Genomic DNA, 22,991 nt, shown 5'->3' on the forward strand with positions numbered 1-22,991 from the left:
GCCCGAGATCTCGGCGGCGGGGGCGCGGCGGCGCCCGGTGGTCAGGATTCTTCGGGGACCATTTCGATCGCGCCGCACGGGCATTCGGCGACGCAGATGCCGCACCCCTTGCAGTAGTCGTAGTCGATCGCGTACGTGCCGTCGTCGAGCTTGATCACCGCGTTGTCGGGGCAGACGCCGAAGCAGTTGTCGCAGCCGAAGCAGTTGCCGCACGACAGGCACCGGCGGGCCTCGAACAGCGCGCTCGACTCGTCCAGCCCGTGCTCGATCTCGTCGAAGGTGGACGTCCGCCGCGCGAGGTCGAGCTGCGGGCGCACCGTCGCGGGCGCGTCGCTGTAGTACCACGTGTTGAGCCCGCCGAACTGCGCGACCGGATGCTTCGGCCCGGGCTCGTAACGCGAGCCGCGCAGCCACGCGTCGATCGCGCGGGCGGCCTTCTTCCCGTGCCCGATCGCGGTCGTCGCCGTCCGCTCGCCCGCGATCAGGTCGCCCCCGGCGAACACCCCCGGCCGCCCGGTCATCAGATCCGCTCCCACCTCGACGACCCCGTCCTCGGCCCGCACCCCGGCCGCGCCCTCGAGCACCGAAAGATCGGCCTCCTGCCCGAGCGCGAGCACCACCGAATCCGCCGCGAGCTCCTCGAACTCACCCGTCGGCTGCGGGTACCCCTTCTCGTCAAGGCGCATCTTCTCGACGGTGATGGTGCCGTCGCCCGCTTCGGCGATGGTGGACAGCCATTTCATCGTGACGCCCTCGGCCTCGGCGCCGGAAACCTCGCTCTCGTGCGCGGGCATGCGCTCACGCGTGCGCCGGTAGACCACGACCGCGTCGGTCGCGCCCAGGCGCCGCGCGGTGCGGGCGGCGTCCATGGCGGTGTTGCCGCCGCCATAGACCACGACCCGCCGGCCCAGCTCCGGCCGCTCCGATCCCTCCATGTCGTGCAGCACCCCGACGGCGTCGAGGACGCGCGAGGAGTCCCCGGCGGGGAGGTACGCACGCTTGCCGATGCCCGCTCCGGCGCCGAGGAACACCGCGTCGAACTCACGCAGCTCCGCTTCCAGATCGGTCACCCGGTGGTTCAGTTCGAGTGTCACGCCCAGGTCCAGGATCCGCTGGAGCTCCGCGTCGAGCGCGTGGCGGTCGAGCCGGTAGCGCGGGATGCCGTAGCGCATCATCCCGCCCGGCGCCGCCGCGGACTCGAAGATCGTCACCGCGTGCCCGAGCAACCGCAGGTGGTACGCGGCGGACAGCCCGGCAGGGCCGGAGCCGACGACGAGCACGCGTTTCCCCGTCGCCGCCGCGGGTTCCGCCGGCTTCCAGCCCTGCCTGATGGCCTCGTCACCGAGGAACCGCTCCACCGAGTTGATCCCGACCGCCTCGTCGAGCTGCCCGCGGTTGCACGCGGTCTCGCACGGGCGGTAGCAGACCCGGCCCATCACGGCGGGGAACGGGTTGTCCGCCATGATCTGCCGCCACGCATGCTCGTAACCGCCGTCTTCGGCGTCGTAGAGCCATTGCTGGATGTTCTGCCCGGTCGGGCAGGCCTGGTTGCACGGCGGCAGCAGGTCCCGGTAGACGGGGCGCTCGGTTCGCCACGAGCCGGTCTTGTTCATCCGGCTCGTGCCGATTTCCAGGGTGATCGCGAACGGCTTGTCCATCAATCCTCCAGCAGGCCGTAGCGGCGGATGTTGCGGTCCGCGCGAGCCTGGATGCGCGCGACGACGTCGGTGGCCGGGTGCTCGCCGAACAGGTGCGCGTAGCGGCTCTGCAGGCGCAGGTACTCCTCGACGGGCACCTGCTTGCGGATCTTCGACGACGCGACGACCTCACCGTGCTCGGCTTCGAACACCGGGAAGATGCCGCTCTCGTGCGCCAGCCGGGCGATCCGGATGGTGTCGCGCGACGCGCTGCCCCAGCCGAGCGGGCAGGGCACGAGGATGTGCAGGTACCTGGCGCCGCGGAACTGCATGGCGCGGTGCACCTTGTACTCCAGGTCGTGCAGATCGGCGACGGTCGCCGTGGCCACGTAAGGGATCTCGTGCGCCATCGCGATCTGCGGCACGTCCTTTCCCTGCCCGAACACGTTTCCCGGCTCGGACCCGACCGCCGGGGTGGTCGCGGTACGGGCCGCCGGGGGAGTGGCGCCCGAGCGCTGGACCCCGGTGTTCATGTAGGCCTCGTTGTCGTAGCAGATGTAGAGCACGTCGTCGTTCCGCTCGAACATCCCGGACAGGCAGGCGAACCCGATGTCGACCGTGCCGCCGTCCCCGCCCTGGCCGACCACCCGGACATCCGTGCGGCCCTTGGCCTTCATCGCCGCGGCGACCCCGGTGGCGACGGCCGGCGTGTTGCCGAACACCGAATGCAGCCAGGGCAGCCGCCACGAGGTCTCCGGATAGGGCGTGGAGAACACTTCGAGGCAGCCGGTCGCGTTGACCGCGATCAGCTGGTTCCCGGCCGCGCGCATCGCGGCGTCGAGCGCGTACCGCGCGCCGAGCGCTTCACCGCAGCCCTGGCACGCACGGTGCCCGGAATCGAGCGCGTTGGTGCGCGCGGTGCTCGCCTGCACTGTGCGCTGCTCCGGGTCGAGCAGGCGGTTGCCGACGACGAAGCTCCCGGTCTGGTAGAACTTGATGGGCTGTACGGGCACGATTCCTACCTTCTCCCCAGGTCGGCGAGCATGTTCTCGGCGTGCGGGCCCGAGCGGCGGGCCGCCGCCATCCGCGCGAGTTCCCGGTCCACCAGCGACCGGTTCAGGTCCAGGAACGTCAGCGGCTCCAACGCACCGGGGTCGTCGAGCACGCTGTGCAGGGACTGCTTCGTCACCGCGCGCCCGCCCAGCCCGGCGATCACGGTGTGGCAGGGCACGGGGGTGGTGCCGAGCGCCGCGCGCACGTCGGCGGACACGATCCCGCCCAGCCCGAGCGAAAACGCGCGCTCCACCACGACGATCCGGCGAGCGTGCCCAGCCAGGGCACGGATCGCGTCCGACGGGAAGGGCCGCAGGCTGGTGATCCCGAGAACACCGGCGCGGGTGCCGGTTTCGCGCAGCTCGTCGACGGTGTCGCAGATCGTGCCGAGCACCGAGCCGAGCGCGATCACGATGGTCTCCGCGTCCTCGGTCCGGTACGGGTGCACGAGCCCGCCGGAGCTACGCCCGAAGATCTCCGCGAACCGGCCGGCGACGTCCGGGATGACGTCGAGCGCCTGCATCTGCTTGAGATGCGCGAGGTAGCGGACCTCGGTGAACGCCTCGGGCCCGACCATCGCCCCGATCGACACCGGGTCCGCCGGGTCGAGCACCTGGCGCGGTTCGTAGGGCGGCAGGAACGCGTCGACCTGCTCCTGCGTGGGCAGGTCGACCTCCTCGACGGCGTGGGTGAGCACGAACCCGTCCATGCACACCATCACCGGCACCGAGAGCTCCTCGGCGATCCGGAAGGCCTGCACGTGCAGGTCGGCGGCCTCCTGGTTGGTCTGCGCGTAGAGCTGGATCCAGCCGGAGTCGCGCTGGGACATCGCGTCGCTGTGGTCGTTCCAGATGTTGATCGGCGCCCCGATCGCCCGGTTCGCCACGGTCATCACGATCGGCAGGCCCAGCCCGGCGGCGTTGTGCACCGCCTCGGACATGTACAGCAGGCCCTGGCTCGCCGTCGCGGTGTACGCGCGGGCGCCGGCGGCCGAAGCGCCGATGGCGACGGACATCGCGGCGAATTCCGACTCGACGTTGACGAACTCGCAGGGGGCCAGGGTGCCCCGCTTCACCATGCCCGACAGCGCCTCGACGATATGGGTCTGCGGCGAGATCGGGTACGCGCAGATCACCTCGGGGCGGCACAGCGCGGTAACCTCCGCGACGGCGCGGGATCCCTCAATCTGCCGCAACATGCACACGCTCCTTCATGCGGTCGTGGACGAAGGTGTAGGCGGCCTGGGCTGCCGCGACGTTGCCGTCGGCGACGCGGCCGGTGAACCGCTCGCGGATCGCCGCGCGCACCGAATGCAGCGAGACCTGCCCGGTCAGCGCGGCGAAACCGCCCAGGAGCACGAGGTTGGGCACCGGGCGGCCGAGATGCTCGCGGGCGATCGCGGTCGCCGGCACCGTCAGCACGCGCTCCGGGCGGAACCCGCCGACGAACTCGCCCAGCCCCAGTCCGGCGAACTCGTGCGAGGAGTTGATCAGCAGGTAGGCATCCGGGCCGAGCCCGTCGAACACGCGAACCTGGTGCAGCAGCGTCGCGTCCTGGACGATCAGGGCGTCCGGGCGCAGGACGGGTTCGCGCGAGCGGATCGTGTGCTCGGAAAGGCGGCAGAACGCCACCACGGGGGCGCCGGTGCGTTCGGAACCGAAGCTGGGAAACGCCTGGGCGTGGCGGCCGTCGAGGAACGCCGCGACCGACAGCAGTTCGGCCGCGGTGACCACACCCTGGCCGCCGCGCCCGTGGATGCGGATTTCGAACATGCTCCCGACGATGGCAGCGGCCCCCGGACCCGGCGAAGGGCGGCAAGGCATCCGCCGGGAGGACCAAGGTCCCGCGGCCGGACTGGTAAATCGGCGGCGGGAACGGAAAAGACCAGGCAGTATGGGGGACTGTGACTGGGGATGATCAACCGCGTGCGCAGGGTAGCTGGCGGCGGCTGCAGATGGTGGCGATCTCGGGCTCGGCGGCCGAAGGGCTCATGCTCGCGGTGCTGCCGCTGCTGGCCGTCTCGATCACGACGGACCCGCGCGAAGTGTCGTGGGTCAACGTGGCCGGGCAGTCGCCGTGGCTGCTGTTCTCGCTGTTCGCCGGGGTGCTGATCGACCGGGCGCGGCGGACGACGGTACTGGCCTGGGCGTATGCGATCCAGATCGTCGCGGCGGTCGCGCTCGCGGCGGCCGGTACGGCCGGGGCGCTGAGCCTGCCGTTGCTGGTGATAGTGGCGTTCGTGGTGACCTCGGCGCAGGTGCTCGGCGACGGGGCCAGCGGCACCCTGGTGCCGGAGGTCGTCCCGCCCGAGCGGTTCGCCGCGGCGAACACGCGGCTGCAGCTCATCGACCGCGGGGTGGTCCAGTTCATCGTGCCGCCGCTGACCGGCTGGCTCGTCGCGGTGAGCGCCGGGGCGCCCGCGTGGCTCGCCGCGGTCGCGGCCGTGCTGGCACTGCTGCTCGCCCGGCGGATCTCCTCGGCCGCGGTCACGCCGTCGCAGTCGCATCCGCTGCGCGACATCGGCGCGGGGCTGCGGTTTCTCGTCCACACGCCGCTGCTGCGCTGGATCACCGTGACCGTCGGGCTGGGGTCGCTGGCCTCGAGCGCGGAGACCGCGATGCTCGTGCTGTATGCGACGCAGGTCCTGCATGTCGGACCCGTCGGCTATGGCGCGCTGCTCGCCTGCGAAGCGGCGGGCTGGGTGCTGTGCTCGTTCGTGGTGAGCCGGATCGTGACGCGGCTCGGCTACTCGTGGTCGATGCGGATCGCGCAGTCACTGGCCGCGGTGGCGGCCGCGCTGCTCGCGATCGTGCCGCCGTGGCCGGTGCTCGTCGGCGCGGTACTCGTCGCGACGACGGCGATCGTGCTGGTGTGGAACGTCTGCTCGCAGTCGAGCCGGCAACGGTTCACGCCGTCGTCCCTGCTCGGCCGGGTGCTGACGAGCCACCGCGCCCTCGCGTGGGGCCTGACCCCGCTCGGCGCGCTCGCCGGCGGGTTCATCGCGGCGAACTGGAGCCTGCGCGGGGTTTATGCCGCGGCGGGCGCGATCCACGCGATCGGCGCGGTGGTCGTCTGGCTGGCGCTTTCGCCGGCGGCGTTCCGGGACGCCGAGGCTGCCGTTACTAATCCGACCAAAAGTAGGCAGTCCCCAAGCAACACGTAACCGTTGCTACGCAAGCCGTATTGCCGTGGCTGTGGTCGGATTAGTAACGAACGGCACCGTACACGTGCGGGCCCAGCAACGACAGGTCGGCGGGGCTGAGCCGGTCGGACGCCGTCTTCGCCTGGTGCCAGTACGGGTAGAGCAGCGGCGGGGCGCTCACCGCGTCGAGCCGCTTCCTGTCCTCTTCGGACAGTCGCAGTCCGGCCGCGCCGAGGTTGGCGGTGAGCTGCTCCTCGGTGCGCGCGCCGATGACCAGCGAGGTCACGCCCGGTTTGCCCAGCAGCCAGGCGAGCGCGACCTGCGCCGGGGACACGCCGTGCGCCTGGGCGATCGAGACCAGTTCTTCGATCGTGTCGTAGAGCTTGTCCTCGTCGCGCACCGGCGGCTCGTTCCAGTCGGTCAGATGCCGCGAACCGGACGGCGCCGCCTGCCCGCGGCGGTACTTGCCCGACAGCAGGCCGCCCGCGAGCGGGCTCCACACCAGCACGCCGAGGCCCTGGTCGAGCGTGACCGGGATCAGTTCGTACTCCGCCTCGCGCGCTTGCAGCGAGTAGTAGATCTGCTGGCTGACGAACCGGTTCAGACCATGACGCTCGGCGGTGGCGAGCGCCTTCATCAGGTGCCAGCCCGAGTAGTTCGACGCGCCGATGTAGCGGACCTTGCCCGCGTGCACCAGATCGTCCAGTGCGGCAAGGGTTTCCTCGAGCGGGGTGACCCCGTCCCACTCGTGCACCTGGTACAGGTCGATGTGGTCGGTGCCCAGCCGGCGCAGGCTCGCTTCGCATTCGCTGATCAGGTGATGCCTCGACAGGCCTGCGTCGTTGATGCCCTTGCCCATCGGCATCCGGGCCTTCGTCGCGATGAGGGCGCGGTCGCGGCGGCCGCGCATCACCTCGCCGACGATCTCCTCGGACAGCCCGTCGGAGTACACGTTCGCGGTGTCGATGAGGTTGACGCCGGCATCCAGGCACAGATCGACCTGGCGGCGCGCGTCCTCGACGCCCGTATTGCCGACATTGCTGAAGTTCCCCTGCCCGCCGAAGGTCATCGTGCCCATCGTGAGCACGGAAACCCGCAAACCGGACCGGCCAAGTTGGCGATATTCCATGCCGCCGACCCTAGACCCGCGCGCCGTGGTTGATCACGTGCTCAGGCGAGCCGATCGGAAGGACTTCGTGGGCGAACCGCTCACCGGTGCGCGGGCACTCGAATCCGGCCCTTGTGGGTCTAGCATCTCCGCGAGTACCGCACGGTGGGTGGGTTTCGCCTGCTCATAGCGCTGGCGCCCGGTTTCGGTCAGCCTCACGAAGATGCCGCGACGGTCCATCTCGCACATCGACCGTTCGACGAAACCGGCCCGCTCCATCCGGGCCACCAGGCGGGAAGTGGCGCTCTGGCTCAGATGCACGACCTCGGTCAGATCCGCGCCGCGGCACTGGCCTTCGTCGTTGCGCACGAGGGCTTCCAGCGCCTCGAACTCGGTGACCCCGAGACCGTGTTCCTCCTGCAAACGGGCCTCGAGAGTGCTGGACACGGCCGCATGGAGTGCCAGCAGATCATGCCATTGCCGCACCAGGCCCTGGTCAGCTACGTCGCCCACGACCGGCACCATAGCATGCAGGAGAATCTTATGCAAACAAATTAAAATCTGTTGCATTAGATGCACATGCATGTAATGTGTCCCGCATGAGCCCATCCGGATCTCTGTCAACGACTTCGACTCGCTGGGACACCCGCCTCTGGGGTGTCCTGCTGACTGTTTCCACCGTCATCGGCCTGGACGCGCTCGACGTGTCCATGGTCGGTGTCGCGCTGCCGTCCATCCGCGCTGACCTGGGGCTTTCGACCAGCGCGCTGCAATGGGTCGTCAGCGGTTACGTCCTGGGCTACGGCGGGCTGCTGCTGCTCGGCGGCCGCGCGGCCGACCTGCTGGGACGGCGCCGGGTGTTTCTCGTCGCGGTGACGGTGTTCGCGCTCGCGTCCCTGCTCGGCGGCCTGGTCGACAACGGCACGCTGCTGATCGCGAGCCGGTTCGTCAAGGGCCTCGCCGCGGCCTTCACCGCGCCGGCGGCACTGTCGATCATCACCACGACCTTCAAGGAAGGACCGGCACGCAACCGCGCGATCAGCATCTTCGCGGTGTTCGGCGCGAGTGGCTACTCCGCGGGGCTGGTGTTCTCCGGTCTGCTGACCGAGGTCGGCTGGCGCTGGACCTTCCTGCTGCCGGTGCCGATCGCGCTCGCCGCGCTCGCCTTCGGCTACCGGTTGATCCCCGCGTATGCGCCCGAGCGGACCGGCGGCTACGACCTGCCCGGCGCCATCACGGGTGCGCTCGGTGCGCTGCTGCTGGTGTTCGCCGTGGTCGAAGCGCCCGAGGCCGGCTGGGGCGCGCCCCGCACGGTGATCTCGTTCGCGGTGGCGGCGGCGCTGCTCGTGGCGTTCGTGCTGATCGAGAGACGCAGCCGGCACCCCTTGCTGCGCCTGGGCATCCTGCGGTCAGGCCCGCTCGCGCGGGCGAACCTCGGCGCCGCGGTGTTCTTCGGCCCGTACGTCGGCTTCCAGTTCGTCGTGATGCTCTACCTGCAGTCGGTGCTGCACTGGTCGGCGCTGCAGACGGCGCTCGGGTTCCTGCCGGCGGCGCTGATCGTGGCGTTCGGATCGCCGCGGATCGAGCCGCTCATCGACCGCGTCGGCACCTCGCGCACGATCCTCGGGGGAGTGGTCGCGCACGTCGTGGCGTACCTGCTGTTCCTGCGGATCGACGAGCATTCCGGGTACTTCGGGTCGGTGCTGCCGAGCATGATCCTGCTGGGCATCGGCTTCACGCTGGCGTTCTCCTCGCTCAACATCCAGGCGACCACCGGGATCGGCGATGACGAGCAGGGCCTTGCCGGTGGCCTGCTGAACACGTCGCTGCAGGTCGGCGGCGCGATCGGACTCGCGGTGACGACGGCGGTGCTGACCGCGAACGGCGGCGAGGACGCGACGGCGGCCGCGCTGCTCACCGGGCTGCGGCCCGCGTTGACCGTGGTCGCCGGGATCGCCGCGCTCGGCGTGCTGATCGCGCTGTCCGGCGTGATCCGGTTGCGGCGCCCGGCGCCGGCGAAGCTGGAGTCCGCGATGTCGGTGGAAGAGATGGTCTGACCGGTCTGGTTGGAATGCCGGTTTTCTCGGGAAATCTTCAGCCTCCGCACGGGCGGCCTTCAGCCTGTGCACCCACGATGGTGGCAAGGCAGAAGGAGCCAGTGATGCAGGACAACGACAAGACCCCCGGCGAACCGACCCCGGAACAGACCCAGCAGATCCCGCAAGCCGCCGCGGCCGGGCAGGCACCGCCCGCGAAATCCAATCGGGTGCGGCGGGGGTTCGCGATCGGCGGGATCGCGCTGGCCGTGCTCGTTGCCGGAGGGGCGAGTGGCTTCGCCATCGGGCACGCCACCGCCGACCAGCCCGGGGCCGGGTACCACCGTGAATCCGGCGAATGGCCGGGCGACGGCCACGGATCCCACTTCCGCGACCGGTAACCTCTCGACGTATAACGACCTATACGGCCCGGCATCTACCGATCGGTGGATGCCGGGCCTCGTCCAGACCGCCCGGAAAACCAGGCCACGAGGCCGATTCGGCCGGACGCCCCGGCGCCGAACACTGGTTCCGTGCCAAGCCCATCCGACGAACAGCTCCAGCATCCCCGGACCGTGCGGGCATTCCGCACGCTGCGCCGCCTCGTCACCGGCTACCAGGCGATCAGCTTGCTCGCGCTGGTCGCGATCGTGCTGCTGCGCGACGACGCGGCCGCGGTCAATCCCGCGGTCTGGACACGCGCGATCATCGTCGTGCTCACCGCAGTGCTGCTCACCCTGTTCCTCGCCCGTGCCCGTCGTGGCTCGCGCGGCGCGTTCCGGCGGCTGCGGATCGTCTCGGTCATCACCCCGGTGGCGATCGTCGTGATCATCGCCCTGCCCGGCACGTTCCCGCTCTGGATGAAGATCGAACAGGGGGCCTGCGGCCTGGTCATGGCCGGCGCCGCGGCCGTGGCGAACGAGCGTCACCTGCGCGAATTGTTCGCCGCGGGGTCACAATCGCAGATGTGACCGAGTATCAGGGGGACCCGTGGCGCGTGCGCCTCGAACGCTTGCGGCGTGTCGTGCCGCTGCCGCTGCTGGCTGTCTCGACGGTCGCGTCGTTCGTGGTGCCGCGTCACGGACTCGTGCCCGTCGAAGCGATCTTGGTGATCGCCGCGGCGATCTGGTCGGTCGCGGTCACCGGACGGTTGCCCGCGGACACCCCGCAGCCCTGGCGACTGACCGCCTTCGCCGTGCACACCGCGCTCGCGGCCGTGCTGGTGGGCATCAACCTGACGTTCGGGATCTTCGCCTACTCCGGCTTCCTGTTCGCCTATCCGCTCGGGAAACGGTGGCGCACGGCCGGGTTCGGGGTCACCGCGCTGATCGTGTCGGCCTCGCTCTCGGGTGGCTACCCGGCGGGACTGACCGGGCAGAGCCTCACCTACCTGGTCGTCGCCGCGGTGATGCTCACGCTCGTGTTCAACTCCGCGAGCATCACCAACCACGCGCTGGAGCAGAACGAGGAGCGCAAGCGGATCTTGGGCGAGAACGCCCGCCTGCACGAGCAACTCCTCGCCCAGGCTCGTGACGCCGGGATCACCGAGGAACGCCGGCGTCTCGCCGGGGAAATCCACGACACGCTCGCGCAGGGGTTCACCGGCATCATCGCGCAACTCGCCGCGGCCGAACATGTCCGCGACGAACCGGAGCAGCTGTCCCGGCACCTCGAACTGGCCCGGTCGCTCGCGCGGGCGAACCTGACCGAGGCCCGGCGGTCCGTGCGGGCGCTGCGCCCCGAGCAGTTGGAGAGCGCGAGCCTTCCGGAAGCGATCGGCACCCTGGTGCGGGAATGGTCCGAACAATCAGGTGTCGCCGCGGCGATGAGCACCACCGGCACGCCGGAACGGACCGCGGCCGAGGTCGAGGACGTCCTGTTCCGGGTGGCTCAGGAAGCGCTCGCGAACGCCGGGAAACACGCCCATGCCGCCAAAGTCACCGTCACCGTGACCTACCTCGGCGACGCGCTGTTGCTCGACGTTCATGACGACGGGTGCGGTTTCGACCCGGAAGTCGCGACGGACGGCTACGGCCTGGCCGGTATGCGCGGCCGGCTCGCGCGGGTGGGAGGAACGTTGACGATCGAATCCGCGCCCGCATACGGCACCACGCTCAACGCGGTGGTGCCGCTGCGATGACGAGCATCCGGTTGCTGATCGTCGACGACCATCCGATCCTGCGCGACGGGCTCCGCGGGCTGTTCAGCGGTGAGGACGAGTTCGAGGTCGTCGGTGAGGCGGGCGACGGCGCCGAGGCCATCCGGCTGGCGCGGCGGCACGAGGTCGACGTGATTCTGATGGACCTGCGGATGCCGGGGATGGGCGGCGTAGAGGCCATCACGCGGCTGCGGGAACTCGGGCATCCGGCGCGCGTGCTGATCCTGACGACCTACGACACCGACCGCGACGTGCTGCCCGCGATCGACGCGGGCGCGACCGGATACCTGCTCAAGGACGCGCCTCGCGACGAACTGCTGCGCGCGGTGCGCGCCGCCCACGCGGGTCAGTCGGTGCTCGCGCCTTCGGTGGCCAGCACCCTGATCGGGCCCGTCGGAGCCAACCCGCCCACCGCGCTGAGCCCTCGCGAACTCGAGGTGCTGCGGCTGGTCGCCGACGGCGCCACGAACCAGGTCGTGGCGCGGCGGCTGCTGGTCAGCGAGACGACGATCAAGACGCATCTGCTGCACATCTACACCAAGCTCGGCGTACGCGACCGTGCCTCCGCGGTCGCCACCGCATACAAACGTGGGCTCCTGACGTAACAGTCATCCGACCTGTGTGGCCAACAGTTCGCCGAATCATCGGACACTGCGGCAGCGATTCCCCAAAAAGATCGGATGTATCCTGCCGAGAGAGCAGCAGGAAGGAGCGGGGCCGTGTCGGTGACCGATGACGCCATCGAGGCGATCAAGCAGATGATCGTGGACGGCGAACTGAAGCCCGGCGAGCGGCTCCCGCGCGAACCGGATCTCGCGGAACGGCTCGGCCTTTCCCGCAACTCGCTGCGCGAGGCGGTGCGCGCGCTTTCGCTCATCCACGTACTCGACGTCCGCCGCGGCGACGGCACGTACGTGACGAGCCTCGAACCGTCGTTGCTGATGGACGCGATGGGGTTCGTGGTGGATTTCCACCGCGACGACACGGTGCTGCAGTTCCTCGAGGCGCGTCGCGTCGTCGAACCGGTCGTCACCGAGATGGCGGCGATCCGGATGTCCACGGAGGACATCGACGGGCTCGCCGTGCTGCTCGACTCGCTGGACGAGGCGCCGACCGTGGAGCAGCTGGTGGACAACGACCTGGAGTTCCACCGCCGGATCGCCGCCGGCTCCGGCAACGCGGTGCTGGCGTCGCTGCTGGAAAGCGTGTCCGGCCGGACGTATCGCGCGCGAACCTGGCGTGGCATCACGCAGGAAGGCGTGGTGGCGCGGACGCTCGCCGAGCATCGCGCGATCCAGCAGGCACTGGCCGCCCGGCAGGTCGACGTCGCCCGGTCCGCCGCCACGATGCACGTCGCCGGGGTCGAGCAGTGGCTCCGGCAGACGCTCGTCGAGCGGACGTAGCGCCGGGCGCGCGTTTCGCGCGCGGTGGAGGCCGGACTCACCCGCGGTCGGGGCCGGACTCGCCGGTGGCGGGAGCCGGACTCGCGTGGGGCGAAGGGGGTTACCGGGGGCGGAGGCGGAGGTCTTGCATGCCGCCGTCGACGGCGAGGCCGGTGCCGGTGGTGGAAGCCGCCAGTGGGCTCGCGAGGTAGACCACGGCGTGCGCGACCTCCTGCGCGGACACGAGGCGGCCGTGCGGCTGCCGGGCTTCGAGCGCGGCGCGCTCGGCGGCCGGATCCTCGGCCCGCTCCAGCAATCGCCCGATCCACGGGGTGTCGGCAGTGCCGGGGTTCACGCAGTTCACCCGGATCCCCTCGGCGAGATGGTCCGCGGCCATCGCCCTGGTCAGCGCCACGACCCCGCCCTTCGACGCGCTGTAGAGCGCGCGCTGCGGAAGGCCCGCGGTCGCCGCGACCGACCCGGTGTTGACGATCGCCGCCGCGCGGGAGCGGCGCAGGTGCGGGAGCGCGGCCCGGCTCGTGCGCACCATGCCGAGCAGGTTGACGTCGAGCACGCGTAGCCACTCGGCGTCCTCGTTGTCGGCGACCGTGCCCTGCGCGCCGATGCCCGCGTTGTTCACCAGGATGTCGAGCCCGCCGAACCGCGCCACGACGGTCTCGATCGCCTGGCGCACCGAGGAATCATCGGTGACGTCGGCCCGCACGCCGAGCACGCCGCCGGATTCGGGCACCGGCTGCACGTCGAGCGCGGCCACGTGCGCGCCCCGCTCCCGCAGCGCCGTGACCACCGCCGCGCCGATTCCGGAAGCGCCCCCGGTCACCGCCGCGACCAGGCCGTCGAACTCGCTCATCCTGTTCCCCTCAGATCGGGTGTCTGTGCGCGAATGCTCGGGAAAACTAGCATGGGAGCCGAGTCTTGACGCTCAATACATCCGATGTCTATCGTCTGCGTGACGTCAGTCATACGAGGGAGTGTGTACGTGGCCCGGTTCATCGCCCTGCAGGCGCACGACGTGCGGTTTCCCACCTCCCGGACGCTCGACGGGTCCGACGCGATGAACCCCGATCCGGACTACTCGGCGGCGTACCTGCGGCTGATCACCGACGCCGGGAACGGGCACGAGGGGCACGGTTTCGTGTTCACCATCGGCCGCGGCAACGACGTCCAGGTCGCCGCCCTGCGCGCGCTCGAAAGTCAGGTGCTCGGGCGCGACGTCGACGAGACCCTCGCCGACCTCGGCGGGCTGTGGCGGGAGCTCGTGCACGATTCGCAGCTGCGCTGGCTCGGTCCCGAGAAGGGGATCATGCACATGGCCATCGGCGCGGTGATCAACGCGCTGTGGGACCTGCGGGCGAAACGCGAGGGCAAACCGCTGTGGCAGCTGCTCGCTTCGCTATCACCGGAACAGATCGTGGATCTCGTCGACTTCCGGTACCTGACCGACGCGCTCACCCGCGACGAAGCGCTCGAGATCCTCCGCGCGGCCCAGCCGGGGCGCGCGGAGCGCGAAGCGCGCCTGCTGGCCGAGGGGTATCCGGCGTATACCACCACGCCGGGCTGGCTCGGCTACGACGACGCCAAGCTCGCCCGGCTCTGCCGCGAGGCGATCGCCGACGGGTTCACCCAGATCAAGCTCAAGGTCGGCAACGATCTCGACGAGGACAAGCGCCGCCTCGGCATCGCCCGCGAGGTCTGCGGCCCGGACATCCGGATCGCCGTCGATGCCAACCAGCGCTGGGATGTCGCGGACGCGATCGAGTGGATGGCGGCGCTGCGCCCGTTCGGCATCGCGTGGGTCGAGGAGCCGACGAGCCCGGACGACGTGCTCGGGCACGCGGCGATCGCGAAGGCCGTCGCGCCGATCCCGGTCGCCACCGGCGAGCATGTGGCGAACCGCGTGCTGTTCAAGCAGTTCCTGCAGGCCGGTGGGCTCTCGGTGCTTCAGGTGGACGCGACGCGGGTCGCCGGGGTCAACGAGAACATCGCGATCCTGCTGCTGGCGGCCAAGTTCGGGGTGCGCGTGTGCCCGCACGCGGGCGGGGTCGGGCTGTGCGAGGCCGTGCAGCACCTGTCGATGTTCGACTACGTGGCCGTGTCGGGCACGGCCGAGAACCGGATGATCGAGTTCGTCGACCACCTGCACGAGCATTTCGTGACCCCGGTCGAGGTGCGCGGCGGGCGGTACCACGCACCCAAGGCGCCCGGCGCCGGGACGGAGATGCTGGCCGAGTCCATCGCGGAGTACAGCCATGGGTAGCGCTCCGCGCGGCCGGTTCGGGCTCGGCGCGGCGAGCCTCGGCAACCTGTACGCCCCGATCGACGACGAGCAGGCGCACGCGGTGCTCGAGACCGCGTGGGAGCTCGGGATCCGGTACTTCGACACCGCGCCCCACTACGGGCTCGGGCTGTCCGAACGCCGCGTCGGCGCGTTCCTCGCCACGAAACCGCGGAACGAGTTCGTGGTGTCCACAAAGGTCGGACGCCTCCTCGTGCCTCAGCGGGGAACCGGGCTCGACCCGGAATTCCAGGTGCCGGCGGACTACCGGCGCGTATGGGATTTCTCGTCGGACGGGGTGCGGCGGAGCCTGGACGAGTCCCTGACGAGGCTGGGGCTCGACTCGGTGGACATCGTGTACCTGCACGACCCGGACGAGTACGACCTGGGTCCCGCGCTGGCCGAAGGGCTGCCCGCGGTCGCCGCGCTCCGGGATGCCGGGGTCGTGTCGGCCGTGGGCCTCGGCTCCAAGTCGGCCGCGGCGCTGGCCGCCGGAGCCCGTTCGGGCATGCTCGACGTGCTGATGGTCGCCGGGCGGTACACGCTGCTCGACCAGAGCGCGCTGGAGTTCCTGCCGGAAGCCGCCGACGTGGTCGCCGCCGGGGTGTTCAACTCGGGCGTGCTCGCGACCGGCGAGCCTTCGGCTTCGGCGCGTTACGAATACGCGCCCGTGCCGCCCGAGGTGCTGGGTAGGGCACGCGAGATCGCCGCCGTCTGCGCCGAGTTCGGGGTCGACCTGCCGACCGCCGCGCTGCACTATCCGCTGCGGGAACCGGTGGTGCGCACGATCGTGGTCGGCGCCGCCAGCCCGGACGAGGTCCGGCAGAACCACGCCCGGCTGCAGTCGACCGTGCCCGGGGACCTGTGGGCGACGTTGCGGGACAAGGGGCTGATCCGGCGATGAAGATGGATACCCACCTGCACCTGTGGGATCTCACGGTGAGCGAGTACGCGTGGCTGCCCGCGGGCGGCCCGCTGCACGCGACGTTCACCGCGGAGCAGGCCAAGTCCGAACTGGACAGTGCGGGCATCGACGCGGCGATCCTGGTGCAGGCCGAGGATTCCGAAGCCGACACGGAGTTCATGCTCGCCCAGGCGGGCGCGCACGACTGGATCGCCGGGGTGGTCGGCTGGATCCGCCTCGACGAGCCGGCGACCGCGCGAGGGCAGCTCGACCGCTGGCAGCGGGACCCGGCCTTCCGCGGCGTCCGGCATCTGGTGCATGACGACCCGCGCGACGAGTTCCTCGAGCTGCCCGCCGTGCGGCGGTCGCTCGCGATGCTGGCCGAGCGCGGCCTGCCCTTCGACGTCCCCGACGCGTGGCCGCGGCACCTCGCGCGGACCGCGGACCTGGCCGCGGCGGTGCCGGACCTGACGATCGTGGTGGACCATCTCGGGAAACCACCCCGGGATCCGGCGGCGTTCGCCGCGTGGCTGCGCACGATGCGGGAGGTCGCCGCCAGGCCCAACACCGTCGCGAAGGTTTCCGGGCTGCAGGCGGAACCGTTCACCGTGAACGCCGTGCGGCCCGCGTTCGAGGCCGCTCTCGACCTGTTCGGACCGGACCGCCTGATGTACGGGGGTGACTGGCCGATGACCGTCCACTTCGGAGGATACGGTCCCGCGTGGCAGATCTACTCGGTGTTGCTCGACGAGCTGTCCGAGGCCGAGCGGGCCCGCGTGCTGTCCGGTACCGCGAACGCGGTCTACGGAGTAGGGGAGCGTGTGCGATGACCCTGCTCGAAGTCGAAGGCGTGAACAAGAGCTTCCCGGGTGTGCGGGCGTTGCACGACATGCGGCTCGACCTGCGTTCCGGCGAGGTGCTCGCGCTCGTCGGCGAGAACGGCGCCGGCAAGTCGACGCTGATGAAACTGCTGTCGGGCATCCACGCGGCCGATGCCGGGAGGTTCGCGCTCGATGGCGAGCCCTACCAGCCGTCCGGCCCGCGGCACGCGCTCGAACTCGGGATCAGCATCATCCACCAGGAGTTCAACCTGGTGCCGCATCTGACGGTCGCGCAGAACATCTTCATCGGCCGGGAACCCCGCCGGGGGCGGCTGCTGCTCGACGAGCGCAAGCTCAACGCCGAGGCCGCCGCGCTGCTCGACCGGCTGCATCTGCCGCTCGACCCGCGCGCGGTGGTCGGCGAACTGACGGTCGCGAACCAGCAGATGGTGGAGATCGCGAAGGCGCTGTCCTACGAACCCCGCGTGCTGATCATGGACGAGCCGACCGCGGCGCTCAACGACGCCGAGGTCGATACGCTGCACGAGTTGATCCGCCGTTTCGTCCGGCCCGGCACGGGCGTCATCTACATCTCGCACCGGATGGAGGAGATCAAGCGCATCGCCGATCGGGTCACGGTCATCCGCGACGGCGAGTACATCGACACGCTCGACGCGGCGAGCGCGACCACGGCGGAGATCATCGCGCTGATGGTCGGGCGCGTGCTTGACACCGGTGCGCGACCCGAAGGCGTCCGCACCGACCGCGAGGCGGTGCTCAGCGTGACCGGCCTGTCCACGAAGGCGTTGCTCACCGACGTTTCCTTCGACCTGCGGCGAGGTGAGATCCTCGGCTTCGCCGGCCTGATGGGCGCGGGCCGCACGGAGGTGGCGCGGGCGATCGTCGGCGCCGACAAGGTCACCGCGGGAACCGTGACCCTGCACGGGAAGCGGGTCCGGGTCGGCAACCCGGCGGACGCCGCGCGGCTCGGCATCGGCTACCTGTCCGAGGACCGCAAACGGTACGGGCTCCTGCTGGAGCAGGACGTCAAGGCGAACATCGCGCTTTCCGCGCTGCGCCAGCGGTTCACCAGGGCCGGGTTCGTGCGCGACCGGGCGCTGCGGGCCGAGGCCGAGCGGCGTATCGGGACGCTGAGCATCAAGACCCCTTCGGCCGACCAGACCACCAAACTGCTCTCTGGTGGCAACCAGCAGAAGGTCGTCATCGCCAAATGGATCGCGAAGGACTGCGACATCCTGATCTTCGACGAACCGACACGCGGGATCGACGTCGGCGCCAAGGAAGAGATCTACCAGCTGCTGAACGAGCTGGCGGGACAGGGCAAATCGATCATCATGATCTCCTCCGAGCTGCCGGAGATCCTGCGCATGGCGCACCGCGTCGTGGTGATGAGCGAGGGCCGGGTGACCCGCGTGCTCGGCGCGGACGAGGCGAACCAGGAGAACATCATGCACTACGCGACGTTGCGGCCGGACGAGAATCCCGCCGACGCCGCGGAACTCGGCCTCGGGAGGCAGCCATGACAGTGGTCAAAGCGCGGGCGGACGAGGGGCAGCGGGCCGGCGGGATGGCGGGCGCGATCAAGAGCAGGCTGCAGCAGCTGCTCGCGTTCGGCAGCCTCGTCGTGATCTACGCGTTCTTCTCCATCGTCAGCCCGTTCTTCTTCTCCTACGGCAACTTCATCGCGATCCTGTTCTCCACCGTGGTGATCGGGACGCTGTCGGTCGGCACGACGTTCGTCATCATCTCGGCCGGCATCGACCTGTCCATCGGCACCGGGATGGCGCTGTGCGCGGTGATGGCCGGGGTGTTCATGGTGAACATGCACCTGCCACTCGCGCTCGGGGTGCCCCTGACGATCCTGTTCGGCGGGCTGATGGGGCTGGTCAACGGGGTCAACGTGGCGATACTGCGGATCCCGCCGTTCATCGCGACGCTGGCGATGATGCTGGTGGCCGAGGGGCTCGCGCTGGTGCTCTCGCACAGCACGCCGATCTACTTCAGCAACGTGGGCGGCTACACGGATCTGTCCTCGGGTGATCTGATCCCGAACCTGCCCAACGCGGTGCTGATCCTGCTCGTCATCGCGGTGATCGCGGGCGTGCTGCTGACCAAGAGCGTGCTCGGGCGCTACACGTATTCGATCGGCAGCAACGAGGAGGCCACCGCGCTGTCGGGGATCGACGTGCGCCGGTGGAAGATCGCGATCTACGCCTTCGCCGGGCTGTTCACGGGGTTGGCCGGGATCATGATCTCCGCCCGGCTCGGGTCCGCGCAGCCGGCCACCGGGATGGGATACGAGCTGCAGGCGATCGCGGCGGTCGTCCTCGGCGGCACGTCGCTGTCGGGCGGGAAGGGCTCGATCATCGGCACCCTGATCGGCGCGCTCATCATCTCGGTGCTCAACAACGGCCTGCAGATCATGTCCATCCCGCAGGAATGGCAGAACGTCATCCTCGGCGCCGTCATCCTCGTCGCCGTGTACACAGACCGGATCCGCAAACGGGAAGCATGAGAACAAAGGAGTTCCTGCTATGAGGACAAGGAAGATCGTCGCCGCGGCCGCGAGTGCGGCGCTCGCGCTGGCGCTGACCGCGTGCGGGCAGGGCGGCACGTCGGGCGCCGGGGGGAACGGGCCGCTGATCGCGATCGTGTCGAAGGGGTTCCAGCACCAGTTCTGGCAGTCGGTGAAGAAGGGCGCCGAAGACGAGGCTTCGGCGAAGGGCGCGCGGATCACCTTCGTCGGGCCGGCGACCGAGAAGGACGTCGAGCAGCAAATCAACATGCTCACCAACGAGCTGGCGAAGTCCCCGCAGGCGCTGGGGTTCGCGGCGCTCGACTCGCGGGCGGCGGCACCCTTGCTGCAGCAGGCCAAATCGCAGAACATCCCGGTGATCGCGTTCGACTCCGGTGTGGACAGTGACATCCCGGTGACCACGGTGGCGACCGACAACAAGGCCGCCGCGGCGGAGGCGGCCAAGCACCTGGCCGAGCAGATCGGCGGTCAGGGCAAGGTGGCGATGGTCGTGCACGACCAGACGAGCCTGTCCGGGAAGGACCGGCGCGACGGGTTCCTCGACTGGATGCACAAGAACGCGCCCGGCATCACGGTGCTGCCGCCCCAGTACGGCGGGGGAGACCAGCTCGAGTCGGCGAACATCACGAAGTCGATCCTCCAGGCCAACCCGGACCTGAAGGGCATCTACGGGTCGAACGAGGGTTCGGCGATCGGCGTCATCAAGGGCGTGCAGGAAAGCGGCCGGACCGGGATCACGATCGCCGGGTTCGACTCGGGCAAGGCGCAGATCGACGCGATCAACAGCGGAGTCGAGTCCGGCGCCATCACGCAGGATCCCATGGACATCGGCAAGCAGCTCGTCGACGCCGCGCTGAAGGCCATCGACCACCAGCAGCTGCCGAAGCGGATCGACACCGCCTACTACTGGTACGACAAGTCGAACATCAACGACCCGAAGATCAAGGCGGCGCTGTACCAGTGAAGTCCTGACGGAGGCCGGGCCCGCGCCCGGCCTCCGTACTAGGCTGCGGGCATGATCGATGGCGCGCATGTGATCGTCTACAGCAGCGACGCCGAGGCGGACCGGTCGTTCCTGCGGGACGTGCTGAACTTCCCGCATGTCGACGCCGGGCACGGCTGGCTGATCTTCAAGCTGCCGCCCGCCGAAGCGGCCGTGCACCCCGCGGAAGCGCCGTCGCAGGAGCTGTATTTCATGTGCGACGACGTCGAGGCGACGGTGGCGGAGTTGAGCGAGCGCGGAGTGAAGTTCGTCGAGCCGATCACGAACGCCGGCTGGGGCAGGGTGACCCGGCTGCGGCTGCCCGGCGGTGCCGAGGTGGGCCTCTACCAGCCCCGCCACGAGCGGGCCACGGAGCTCTGACCGGCGGTTTGTCAACCGGTTCGGGCCGGATTGTCAGGGCGGCTGCCGGATGCGCCGAGGAACGGCCGGCGGGGTCTCGCGCGCGCACGTTCGGCATCTCCGCGCTGATCTGGACCAACGCCGAGCTCCGTGCCGCGCGCGAGGAGGTGGCGGCGTTGGCCGTGGCGCGGGAACGGGCGCGCCTCGGCCGCGACCTGCACGACGTGCTGGGCCACAGCCTCACCGCGATCAAGCTCAAGGTGGGCCTGGCCAGGAAGATGGTCGCGAACCTGCCCGACGTCGAGGGCCGTGACCCGATCGTGCGGGAGTTGCGATCGGTGGAGAACTCGCCGGGAACTCGCTGCCGGAGGTCCGCGCGACCGTGTCGGACTACCGCAAGGCCTCGCTGGCCGCCGAGCTGACGAACGCGAGGGCCGCGTTGCGCGCCGCCGGCATCGAGACGGAGCTGCCGCGCACCATCGACGAGGTCGACGCGCGGGCGCGCGAGGTGTTCGCGTACGTGCTGCGCGAGGGCATCACCAACGTGGTGCGGCACAGCGGGGCGACCCGGTGCCAGGTGATGTTCGGGCCGTGCAGCCTCGAGATCGTCGACAACGGCCACGGCGCCGACGGCGCGGGTGACGGGCACGGTCTGCACGGGCTCCGCGAGCGCATGTCCGCGATCGACGGTGAGCTCATGACGGAATCCGCGCCCGGTAAGGGTTTCCGGCTCAAGGCGAGCATCCGATGATCAGGATCCTGCTCTCGGACGACCAGGCGCTCGTGCGCGGCGCGCTGTCGGCTATGCCTCGGGGAGCTATTCCAGGAATGCGGGAAGCGACGAAACCAACCTGGCTGACGTGCCCGTCACCGCCGAGCACGGTCTGCTCGCCGGATCGATGGAAAGGCGCCATCGGGACCCGCTCGACCGGATGATCGCCGCGCGTGCACGTAATCTGGTGAGCGCCGGCCGATGAGTTTCCGGCGGCACGAGGGTCTGTACCGATGTCATCAGCCCGACCGAACCCAGCGAGGTGCCGCCATGTCCGCTCTCATCCAGGAACGACCCGCCCAGCGGGCCGGCCGGACGCCGACGGTGGTGCGGCTGCTGGTGCTGGCCACCTTCGTGGTGATCCTCAACGAGACCATCATGATCAACGCGATCCCGCGGCTGATGGAGTCGCTGCGCATCACCGAGCAGGCGGCGCAGTGGGTGTCCACCGCGTTCATGCTCACCATGGCCGCCGTGATCCCGGTGACCGGCTGGTTCCTGCAGCGGGTCACCACCCGGCGCGCCTTCGGCACCGCGATGGGCGTGTTCCTCGCGGGCACCGTGCTCGCCGCCGCCGCGCCGTCCTTCGGGGTGCTGCTCGCGGGGCGCATCGTGCAGGCCTCGGGCACGGCCGTGATGATGCCGCTGCTGATGACCACGCTGATGACCGTCGTGCCCGAACGTGACCGCGGCCGGGTGATGGGCAATGTCACGCTGGCGATGTCGGTCGCGCCCGCGCTCGGACCCGCGGTGTCCGGGCTCCTGCTGCAGGTGGGTTCCTGGCGGCTGCTGTTCGTGGCCGTCGTCCCCATCGCGGCCGTGGCGACCGTGGTCGGGCTGCGCCTGGTGGCGAACGTGGGCGAGCCGCGGGTGAGTTCCATCGACTGGCTGAGCGTGGTCGTGGCCGGGCTCGGGTTCGGCGGCGTGGTGTACGGGCTGAGCCTGTTCGGCGGCAACGGCGGGGAGGCCGGGCTCGGCATCGGCATCGTCGCCGCCGGCCTGGTGGCCATCGTGGCGTTCGTGTTCCGCCAGTTCAGGCTGCAGCGCACCGGTGTGCCCCTGCTGGACCTGCGCACCCTCCGGCACCGCACCTACGTGCTGTCGCTGGCCCTGATGTCGGCCGGGTTCCTGGCGATGATGGGGTCGATGATCCTGCTGCCGCTGTACCTGCAGCACCTGCGGGCGCTGAGCCCGCTGGAGACCGGCCTGCTCGTCATGCCCGGCGGCCTGGCCATGGGCCTGCTCGGACCGGCGGTCGGCAAGGCGTTCGACCGGTTCGGCAGCCGCCCGCTGGTGCTGCCCGCCGCGATCGGTATCGCGCTCGCCCTCGCCGGGTTCACCCAGCTCTCGCCGACCATGCCGTACTGGCAGGTGCTCGGGCTGCACACGCTGCTGATGGTGAGCCTCGCCGCGATGTTCACCCCGGTCTTCACGCTCGGGATGGGCGCGCTCCCGCCGCACCTGTACTCGCACGGCAGCTCGATGCTCGGGACCCTGCAGCAGGTCGCCGCCGCGTTCGGGACCGCACTCGTGGTGACCGTGATGTCCGCGCGCGCCAGCCACCTGCTCGCCGGCGGCGTCGCCGCGGTGCCCGCGCAGATCGGCGGGATGAAGCTGGCCTTCGCGGTCGCGGTCGCCGTCGCACTGGTGACGATCGTCATCGCCGTGAAGCTGCCGCGACGGGCCGCCGCCACCGAATCGTAGGCCCGGCCGGAACGAGTTCTCGTTCGCCGCGCCACTCCCGCCGCCAGCCACCTTGTCCCAATCGAGAACGTGTTCTACT

General features: G+C 70.2%; 23 protein-coding genes and 1 pseudogene. 17 read left to right on the forward strand and 7 right to left on the reverse strand.

The features are described 5' to 3' along the window. Window positions 1–41: 41 nt before the first annotated feature. From FG385_RS16810 to FG385_RS16825, 4 genes are read right to left on the reverse strand one after another with little or no spacing between them, the layout of a single operon-like run. Complete coding sequence (locus tag FG385_RS16810) at window positions 42–1,658, reverse strand: NAD(P)-binding protein (RefSeq protein ID WP_200834491.1); 1,617 nt, start codon at window positions 1,656–1,658, stop codon at window positions 42–44. Further along, window positions 1,658–2,650 carry a thiamine pyrophosphate-dependent enzyme gene (locus tag FG385_RS16815; protein ID WP_139097687.1) on the reverse strand — a complete coding sequence of 331 codons (993 nt, stop codon included), beginning with the start codon at window positions 2,648–2,650 and terminating at the stop codon, window positions 1,658–1,660. The genes FG385_RS16810 and FG385_RS16815 overlap by 1 nt, the downstream gene beginning before the upstream one ends. A gap of 5 nt (window positions 2,651–2,655) precedes the next feature. Next, on the reverse strand, window positions 2,656–3,888 hold the full coding sequence (locus FG385_RS16820; RefSeq protein WP_139097688.1) for a transketolase C-terminal domain-containing protein: 1,233 nt from the start codon (window positions 3,886–3,888) through the stop codon (window positions 2,656–2,658). After that, the gene (locus tag FG385_RS16825; protein ID WP_139097689.1) at window positions 3,872–4,462 is read right to left on the reverse strand and encodes a 2-oxoacid:acceptor oxidoreductase family protein; all 591 of its coding nucleotides are present in this window, start codon (window positions 4,460–4,462) and stop codon (window positions 3,872–3,874) included. The genes FG385_RS16820 and FG385_RS16825 overlap by 17 nt, the downstream gene beginning before the upstream one ends. Before the next feature lie 182 nt (window positions 4,463–4,644). Between FG385_RS16825 and FG385_RS16830 the strand changes: the two genes are divergently transcribed. After that, window positions 4,645–5,853, forward strand: a complete 1,209-nt coding sequence (locus FG385_RS16830; RefSeq protein ID WP_139097735.1) for an MFS transporter — start codon at window positions 4,645–4,647, stop codon at window positions 5,851–5,853. A 40-nt stretch (window positions 5,854–5,893) separates the two neighbouring features. On the opposite strand, the gene FG385_RS16835 is transcribed toward FG385_RS16830, so the two are convergent. Beyond that, on the reverse strand, window positions 5,894–6,961 hold the full coding sequence (locus FG385_RS16835; RefSeq protein ID WP_139097690.1) for an aldo/keto reductase: 1,068 nt from the start codon (window positions 6,959–6,961) through the stop codon (window positions 5,894–5,896). A 120-nt stretch (window positions 6,962–7,081) separates the two neighbouring features. Next, window positions 7,082–7,453: pseudogene (locus tag FG385_RS16840) on the reverse strand (MarR family winged helix-turn-helix transcriptional regulator); the annotation flags it as partial. An 86-nt stretch (window positions 7,454–7,539) separates the two neighbouring features. On the opposite strand from FG385_RS16840, the gene FG385_RS16845 reads away from it, so the two are divergent. The 6 genes from FG385_RS16845 to FG385_RS16870 all read left to right on the forward strand — a co-directional run bounded on the left by FG385_RS16845 (window position 7,540) and on the right by FG385_RS16870 (window position 12,537). Next, window positions 7,540–8,997 (forward strand): MFS transporter, encoded by a 1,458-nt coding sequence (locus tag FG385_RS16845; protein ID WP_139097692.1) that lies wholly within the window; start codon window positions 7,540–7,542, stop codon window positions 8,995–8,997. Between the two features lie 104 nt (window positions 8,998–9,101). After that, a complete protein-coding gene (locus FG385_RS16850; RefSeq protein WP_139097693.1) occupies window positions 9,102–9,377 on the forward strand; it encodes a hypothetical protein in 276 nt (91 codons plus the stop codon). 132 nt (window positions 9,378–9,509) lie between these two features. Beyond that, window positions 9,510–9,947 (forward strand): hypothetical protein, encoded by a 438-nt coding sequence (locus tag FG385_RS16855; RefSeq protein ID WP_139097694.1) that lies wholly within the window; start codon window positions 9,510–9,512, stop codon window positions 9,945–9,947. After that, window positions 9,944–11,116: a sensor histidine kinase gene (locus tag FG385_RS16860; protein WP_139097695.1), complete on the forward strand. Its 1,173-nt coding sequence runs from the start codon at window positions 9,944–9,946 to the stop codon at window positions 11,114–11,116. Before FG385_RS16855 ends, FG385_RS16860 begins: the two co-directional genes overlap by 4 nt. Continuing rightward, window positions 11,113–11,739 carry a response regulator gene (locus tag FG385_RS16865; protein WP_139097696.1) on the forward strand — a complete coding sequence of 209 codons (627 nt, stop codon included), beginning with the start codon at window positions 11,113–11,115 and terminating at the stop codon, window positions 11,737–11,739. The genes FG385_RS16860 and FG385_RS16865 overlap by 4 nt, the downstream gene beginning before the upstream one ends. A gap of 114 nt (window positions 11,740–11,853) precedes the next feature. Next, a complete protein-coding gene (locus tag FG385_RS16870; protein ID WP_139097697.1) occupies window positions 11,854–12,537 on the forward strand; it encodes a FadR/GntR family transcriptional regulator in 684 nt (227 codons plus the stop codon). Window positions 12,538–12,637: 100 nt separating this feature from the next. On the opposite strand, the gene FG385_RS16875 is transcribed toward FG385_RS16870, so the two are convergent. Then, the gene (locus tag FG385_RS16875; RefSeq protein ID WP_139097698.1) at window positions 12,638–13,387 is read right to left on the reverse strand and encodes an SDR family NAD(P)-dependent oxidoreductase; all 750 of its coding nucleotides are present in this window, start codon (window positions 13,385–13,387) and stop codon (window positions 12,638–12,640) included. A gap of 129 nt (window positions 13,388–13,516) precedes the next feature. On the opposite strand from FG385_RS16875, the gene FG385_RS16880 reads away from it, so the two are divergent. The 10 genes from FG385_RS16880 to FG385_RS16930 all read left to right on the forward strand — a co-directional run bounded on the left by FG385_RS16880 (window position 13,517) and on the right by FG385_RS16930 (window position 22,912). Then, window positions 13,517–14,794 carry an L-fuconate dehydratase gene (locus FG385_RS16880; RefSeq protein WP_139097699.1) on the forward strand — a complete coding sequence of 426 codons (1,278 nt, stop codon included), beginning with the start codon at window positions 13,517–13,519 and terminating at the stop codon, window positions 14,792–14,794. Next, complete coding sequence (locus FG385_RS16885; RefSeq protein WP_139097700.1) at window positions 14,787–15,716, forward strand: aldo/keto reductase; 930 nt, start codon at window positions 14,787–14,789, stop codon at window positions 15,714–15,716. Before FG385_RS16880 ends, FG385_RS16885 begins: the two co-directional genes overlap by 8 nt. Continuing rightward, on the forward strand, window positions 15,713–16,546 hold the full coding sequence (locus FG385_RS16890) for an amidohydrolase family protein (RefSeq protein ID WP_139097701.1): 834 nt from the start codon (window positions 15,713–15,715) through the stop codon (window positions 16,544–16,546). The genes FG385_RS16885 and FG385_RS16890 overlap by 4 nt, the downstream gene beginning before the upstream one ends. After that, window positions 16,543–18,081, forward strand: coding sequence for a sugar ABC transporter ATP-binding protein (locus FG385_RS16895; RefSeq protein WP_139097702.1), 1,539 nt, complete (start codon window positions 16,543–16,545; stop codon window positions 18,079–18,081). Before FG385_RS16890 ends, FG385_RS16895 begins: the two co-directional genes overlap by 4 nt. Beyond that, on the forward strand, window positions 18,078–19,073 hold the full coding sequence (locus tag FG385_RS16900) for an ABC transporter permease (protein WP_139097703.1): 996 nt from the start codon (window positions 18,078–18,080) through the stop codon (window positions 19,071–19,073). Before FG385_RS16895 ends, FG385_RS16900 begins: the two co-directional genes overlap by 4 nt. Window positions 19,074–19,092: 19 nt before the next feature. Continuing rightward, window positions 19,093–20,058, forward strand: a complete 966-nt coding sequence (locus FG385_RS16905; protein ID WP_139097704.1) for an ABC transporter substrate-binding protein — start codon at window positions 19,093–19,095, stop codon at window positions 20,056–20,058. 51 nt (window positions 20,059–20,109) lie between these two features. After that, window positions 20,110–20,457, forward strand: coding sequence for a VOC family protein (locus FG385_RS16910; RefSeq protein ID WP_139097705.1), 348 nt, complete (start codon window positions 20,110–20,112; stop codon window positions 20,455–20,457). A gap of 8 nt (window positions 20,458–20,465) precedes the next feature. Further along, window positions 20,466–20,858, forward strand: a complete 393-nt coding sequence (locus tag FG385_RS16915) for a histidine kinase (protein WP_160148835.1) — start codon at window positions 20,466–20,468, stop codon at window positions 20,856–20,858. Next, on the forward strand, window positions 20,819–21,187 hold the full coding sequence (locus FG385_RS16920) for a sensor histidine kinase (protein ID WP_139097707.1): 369 nt from the start codon (window positions 20,819–20,821) through the stop codon (window positions 21,185–21,187). The genes FG385_RS16915 and FG385_RS16920 overlap by 40 nt, the downstream gene beginning before the upstream one ends. 291 nt (window positions 21,188–21,478) lie before the next feature. Then, on the forward strand, window positions 21,479–22,912 hold the full coding sequence (locus tag FG385_RS16930) for a DHA2 family efflux MFS transporter permease subunit (RefSeq protein WP_139097708.1): 1,434 nt from the start codon (window positions 21,479–21,481) through the stop codon (window positions 22,910–22,912). Window positions 22,913–22,991 lie beyond the last annotated feature (79 nt).

The sequence above is a fragment of the Amycolatopsis alkalitolerans genome (assembly GCF_006152065.1).
Classification (GTDB): Bacteria; Actinomycetota; Actinomycetes; order Mycobacteriales; family Pseudonocardiaceae; genus Amycolatopsis_E; species Amycolatopsis_E alkalitolerans.

Bases quoted from the DNA above. Each gene is read 5' to 3' on its own strand.
- FG385_RS16895 (WP_139097702.1), top strand. From the start codon at position 16,543: ATGACCCTGCTCGAAGTCGAAGGCGTGAACAAGAGCTTCCCGGGTGTG.
- FG385_RS16865 (WP_139097696.1), top strand. From the start codon at position 11,113: ATGACGAGCATCCGGTTGCTGATCGTCGACGACCATCCGATCCTGCGC.
- FG385_RS16850 (WP_139097693.1), top strand. From the start codon at position 9,102: ATGCAGGACAACGACAAGACCCCCGGCGAACCGACCCCGGAACAGACC.
- FG385_RS16810 (WP_200834491.1), bottom strand. From the start codon at position 1,658: ATGGACAAGCCGTTCGCGATCACCCTGGAAATCGGCACGAGCCGGATG.
- FG385_RS16910 (WP_139097705.1), top strand. From the start codon at position 20,110: ATGATCGATGGCGCGCATGTGATCGTCTACAGCAGCGACGCCGAGGCG.
- FG385_RS16825 (WP_139097689.1), bottom strand. From the start codon at position 4,462: ATGTTCGAAATCCGCATCCACGGGCGCGGCGGCCAGGGTGTGGTCACC.
- FG385_RS16930 (WP_139097708.1), top strand. From the start codon at position 21,479: ATGTCCGCTCTCATCCAGGAACGACCCGCCCAGCGGGCCGGCCGGACG.
- FG385_RS16890 (WP_139097701.1), top strand. From the start codon at position 15,713: ATGAAGATGGATACCCACCTGCACCTGTGGGATCTCACGGTGAGCGAG.
- FG385_RS16845 (WP_139097692.1), top strand. From the start codon at position 7,540: ATGAGCCCATCCGGATCTCTGTCAACGACTTCGACTCGCTGGGACACC.
- FG385_RS16875 (WP_139097698.1), bottom strand. From the start codon at position 13,387: ATGAGCGAGTTCGACGGCCTGGTCGCGGCGGTGACCGGGGGCGCTTCC.
- FG385_RS16885 (WP_139097700.1), top strand. From the start codon at position 14,787: ATGGGTAGCGCTCCGCGCGGCCGGTTCGGGCTCGGCGCGGCGAGCCTC.
- FG385_RS16820 (WP_139097688.1), bottom strand. From the start codon at position 3,888: ATGTTGCGGCAGATTGAGGGATCCCGCGCCGTCGCGGAGGTTACCGCG.
- FG385_RS16830 (WP_139097735.1), top strand. From the start codon at position 4,645: ATGGTGGCGATCTCGGGCTCGGCGGCCGAAGGGCTCATGCTCGCGGTG.
- FG385_RS16900 (WP_139097703.1), top strand. From the start codon at position 18,078: ATGACAGTGGTCAAAGCGCGGGCGGACGAGGGGCAGCGGGCCGGCGGG.
- FG385_RS16905 (WP_139097704.1), top strand. From the start codon at position 19,093: ATGAGGACAAGGAAGATCGTCGCCGCGGCCGCGAGTGCGGCGCTCGCG.
- FG385_RS16835 (WP_139097690.1), bottom strand. From the start codon at position 6,961: ATGGAATATCGCCAACTTGGCCGGTCCGGTTTGCGGGTTTCCGTGCTC.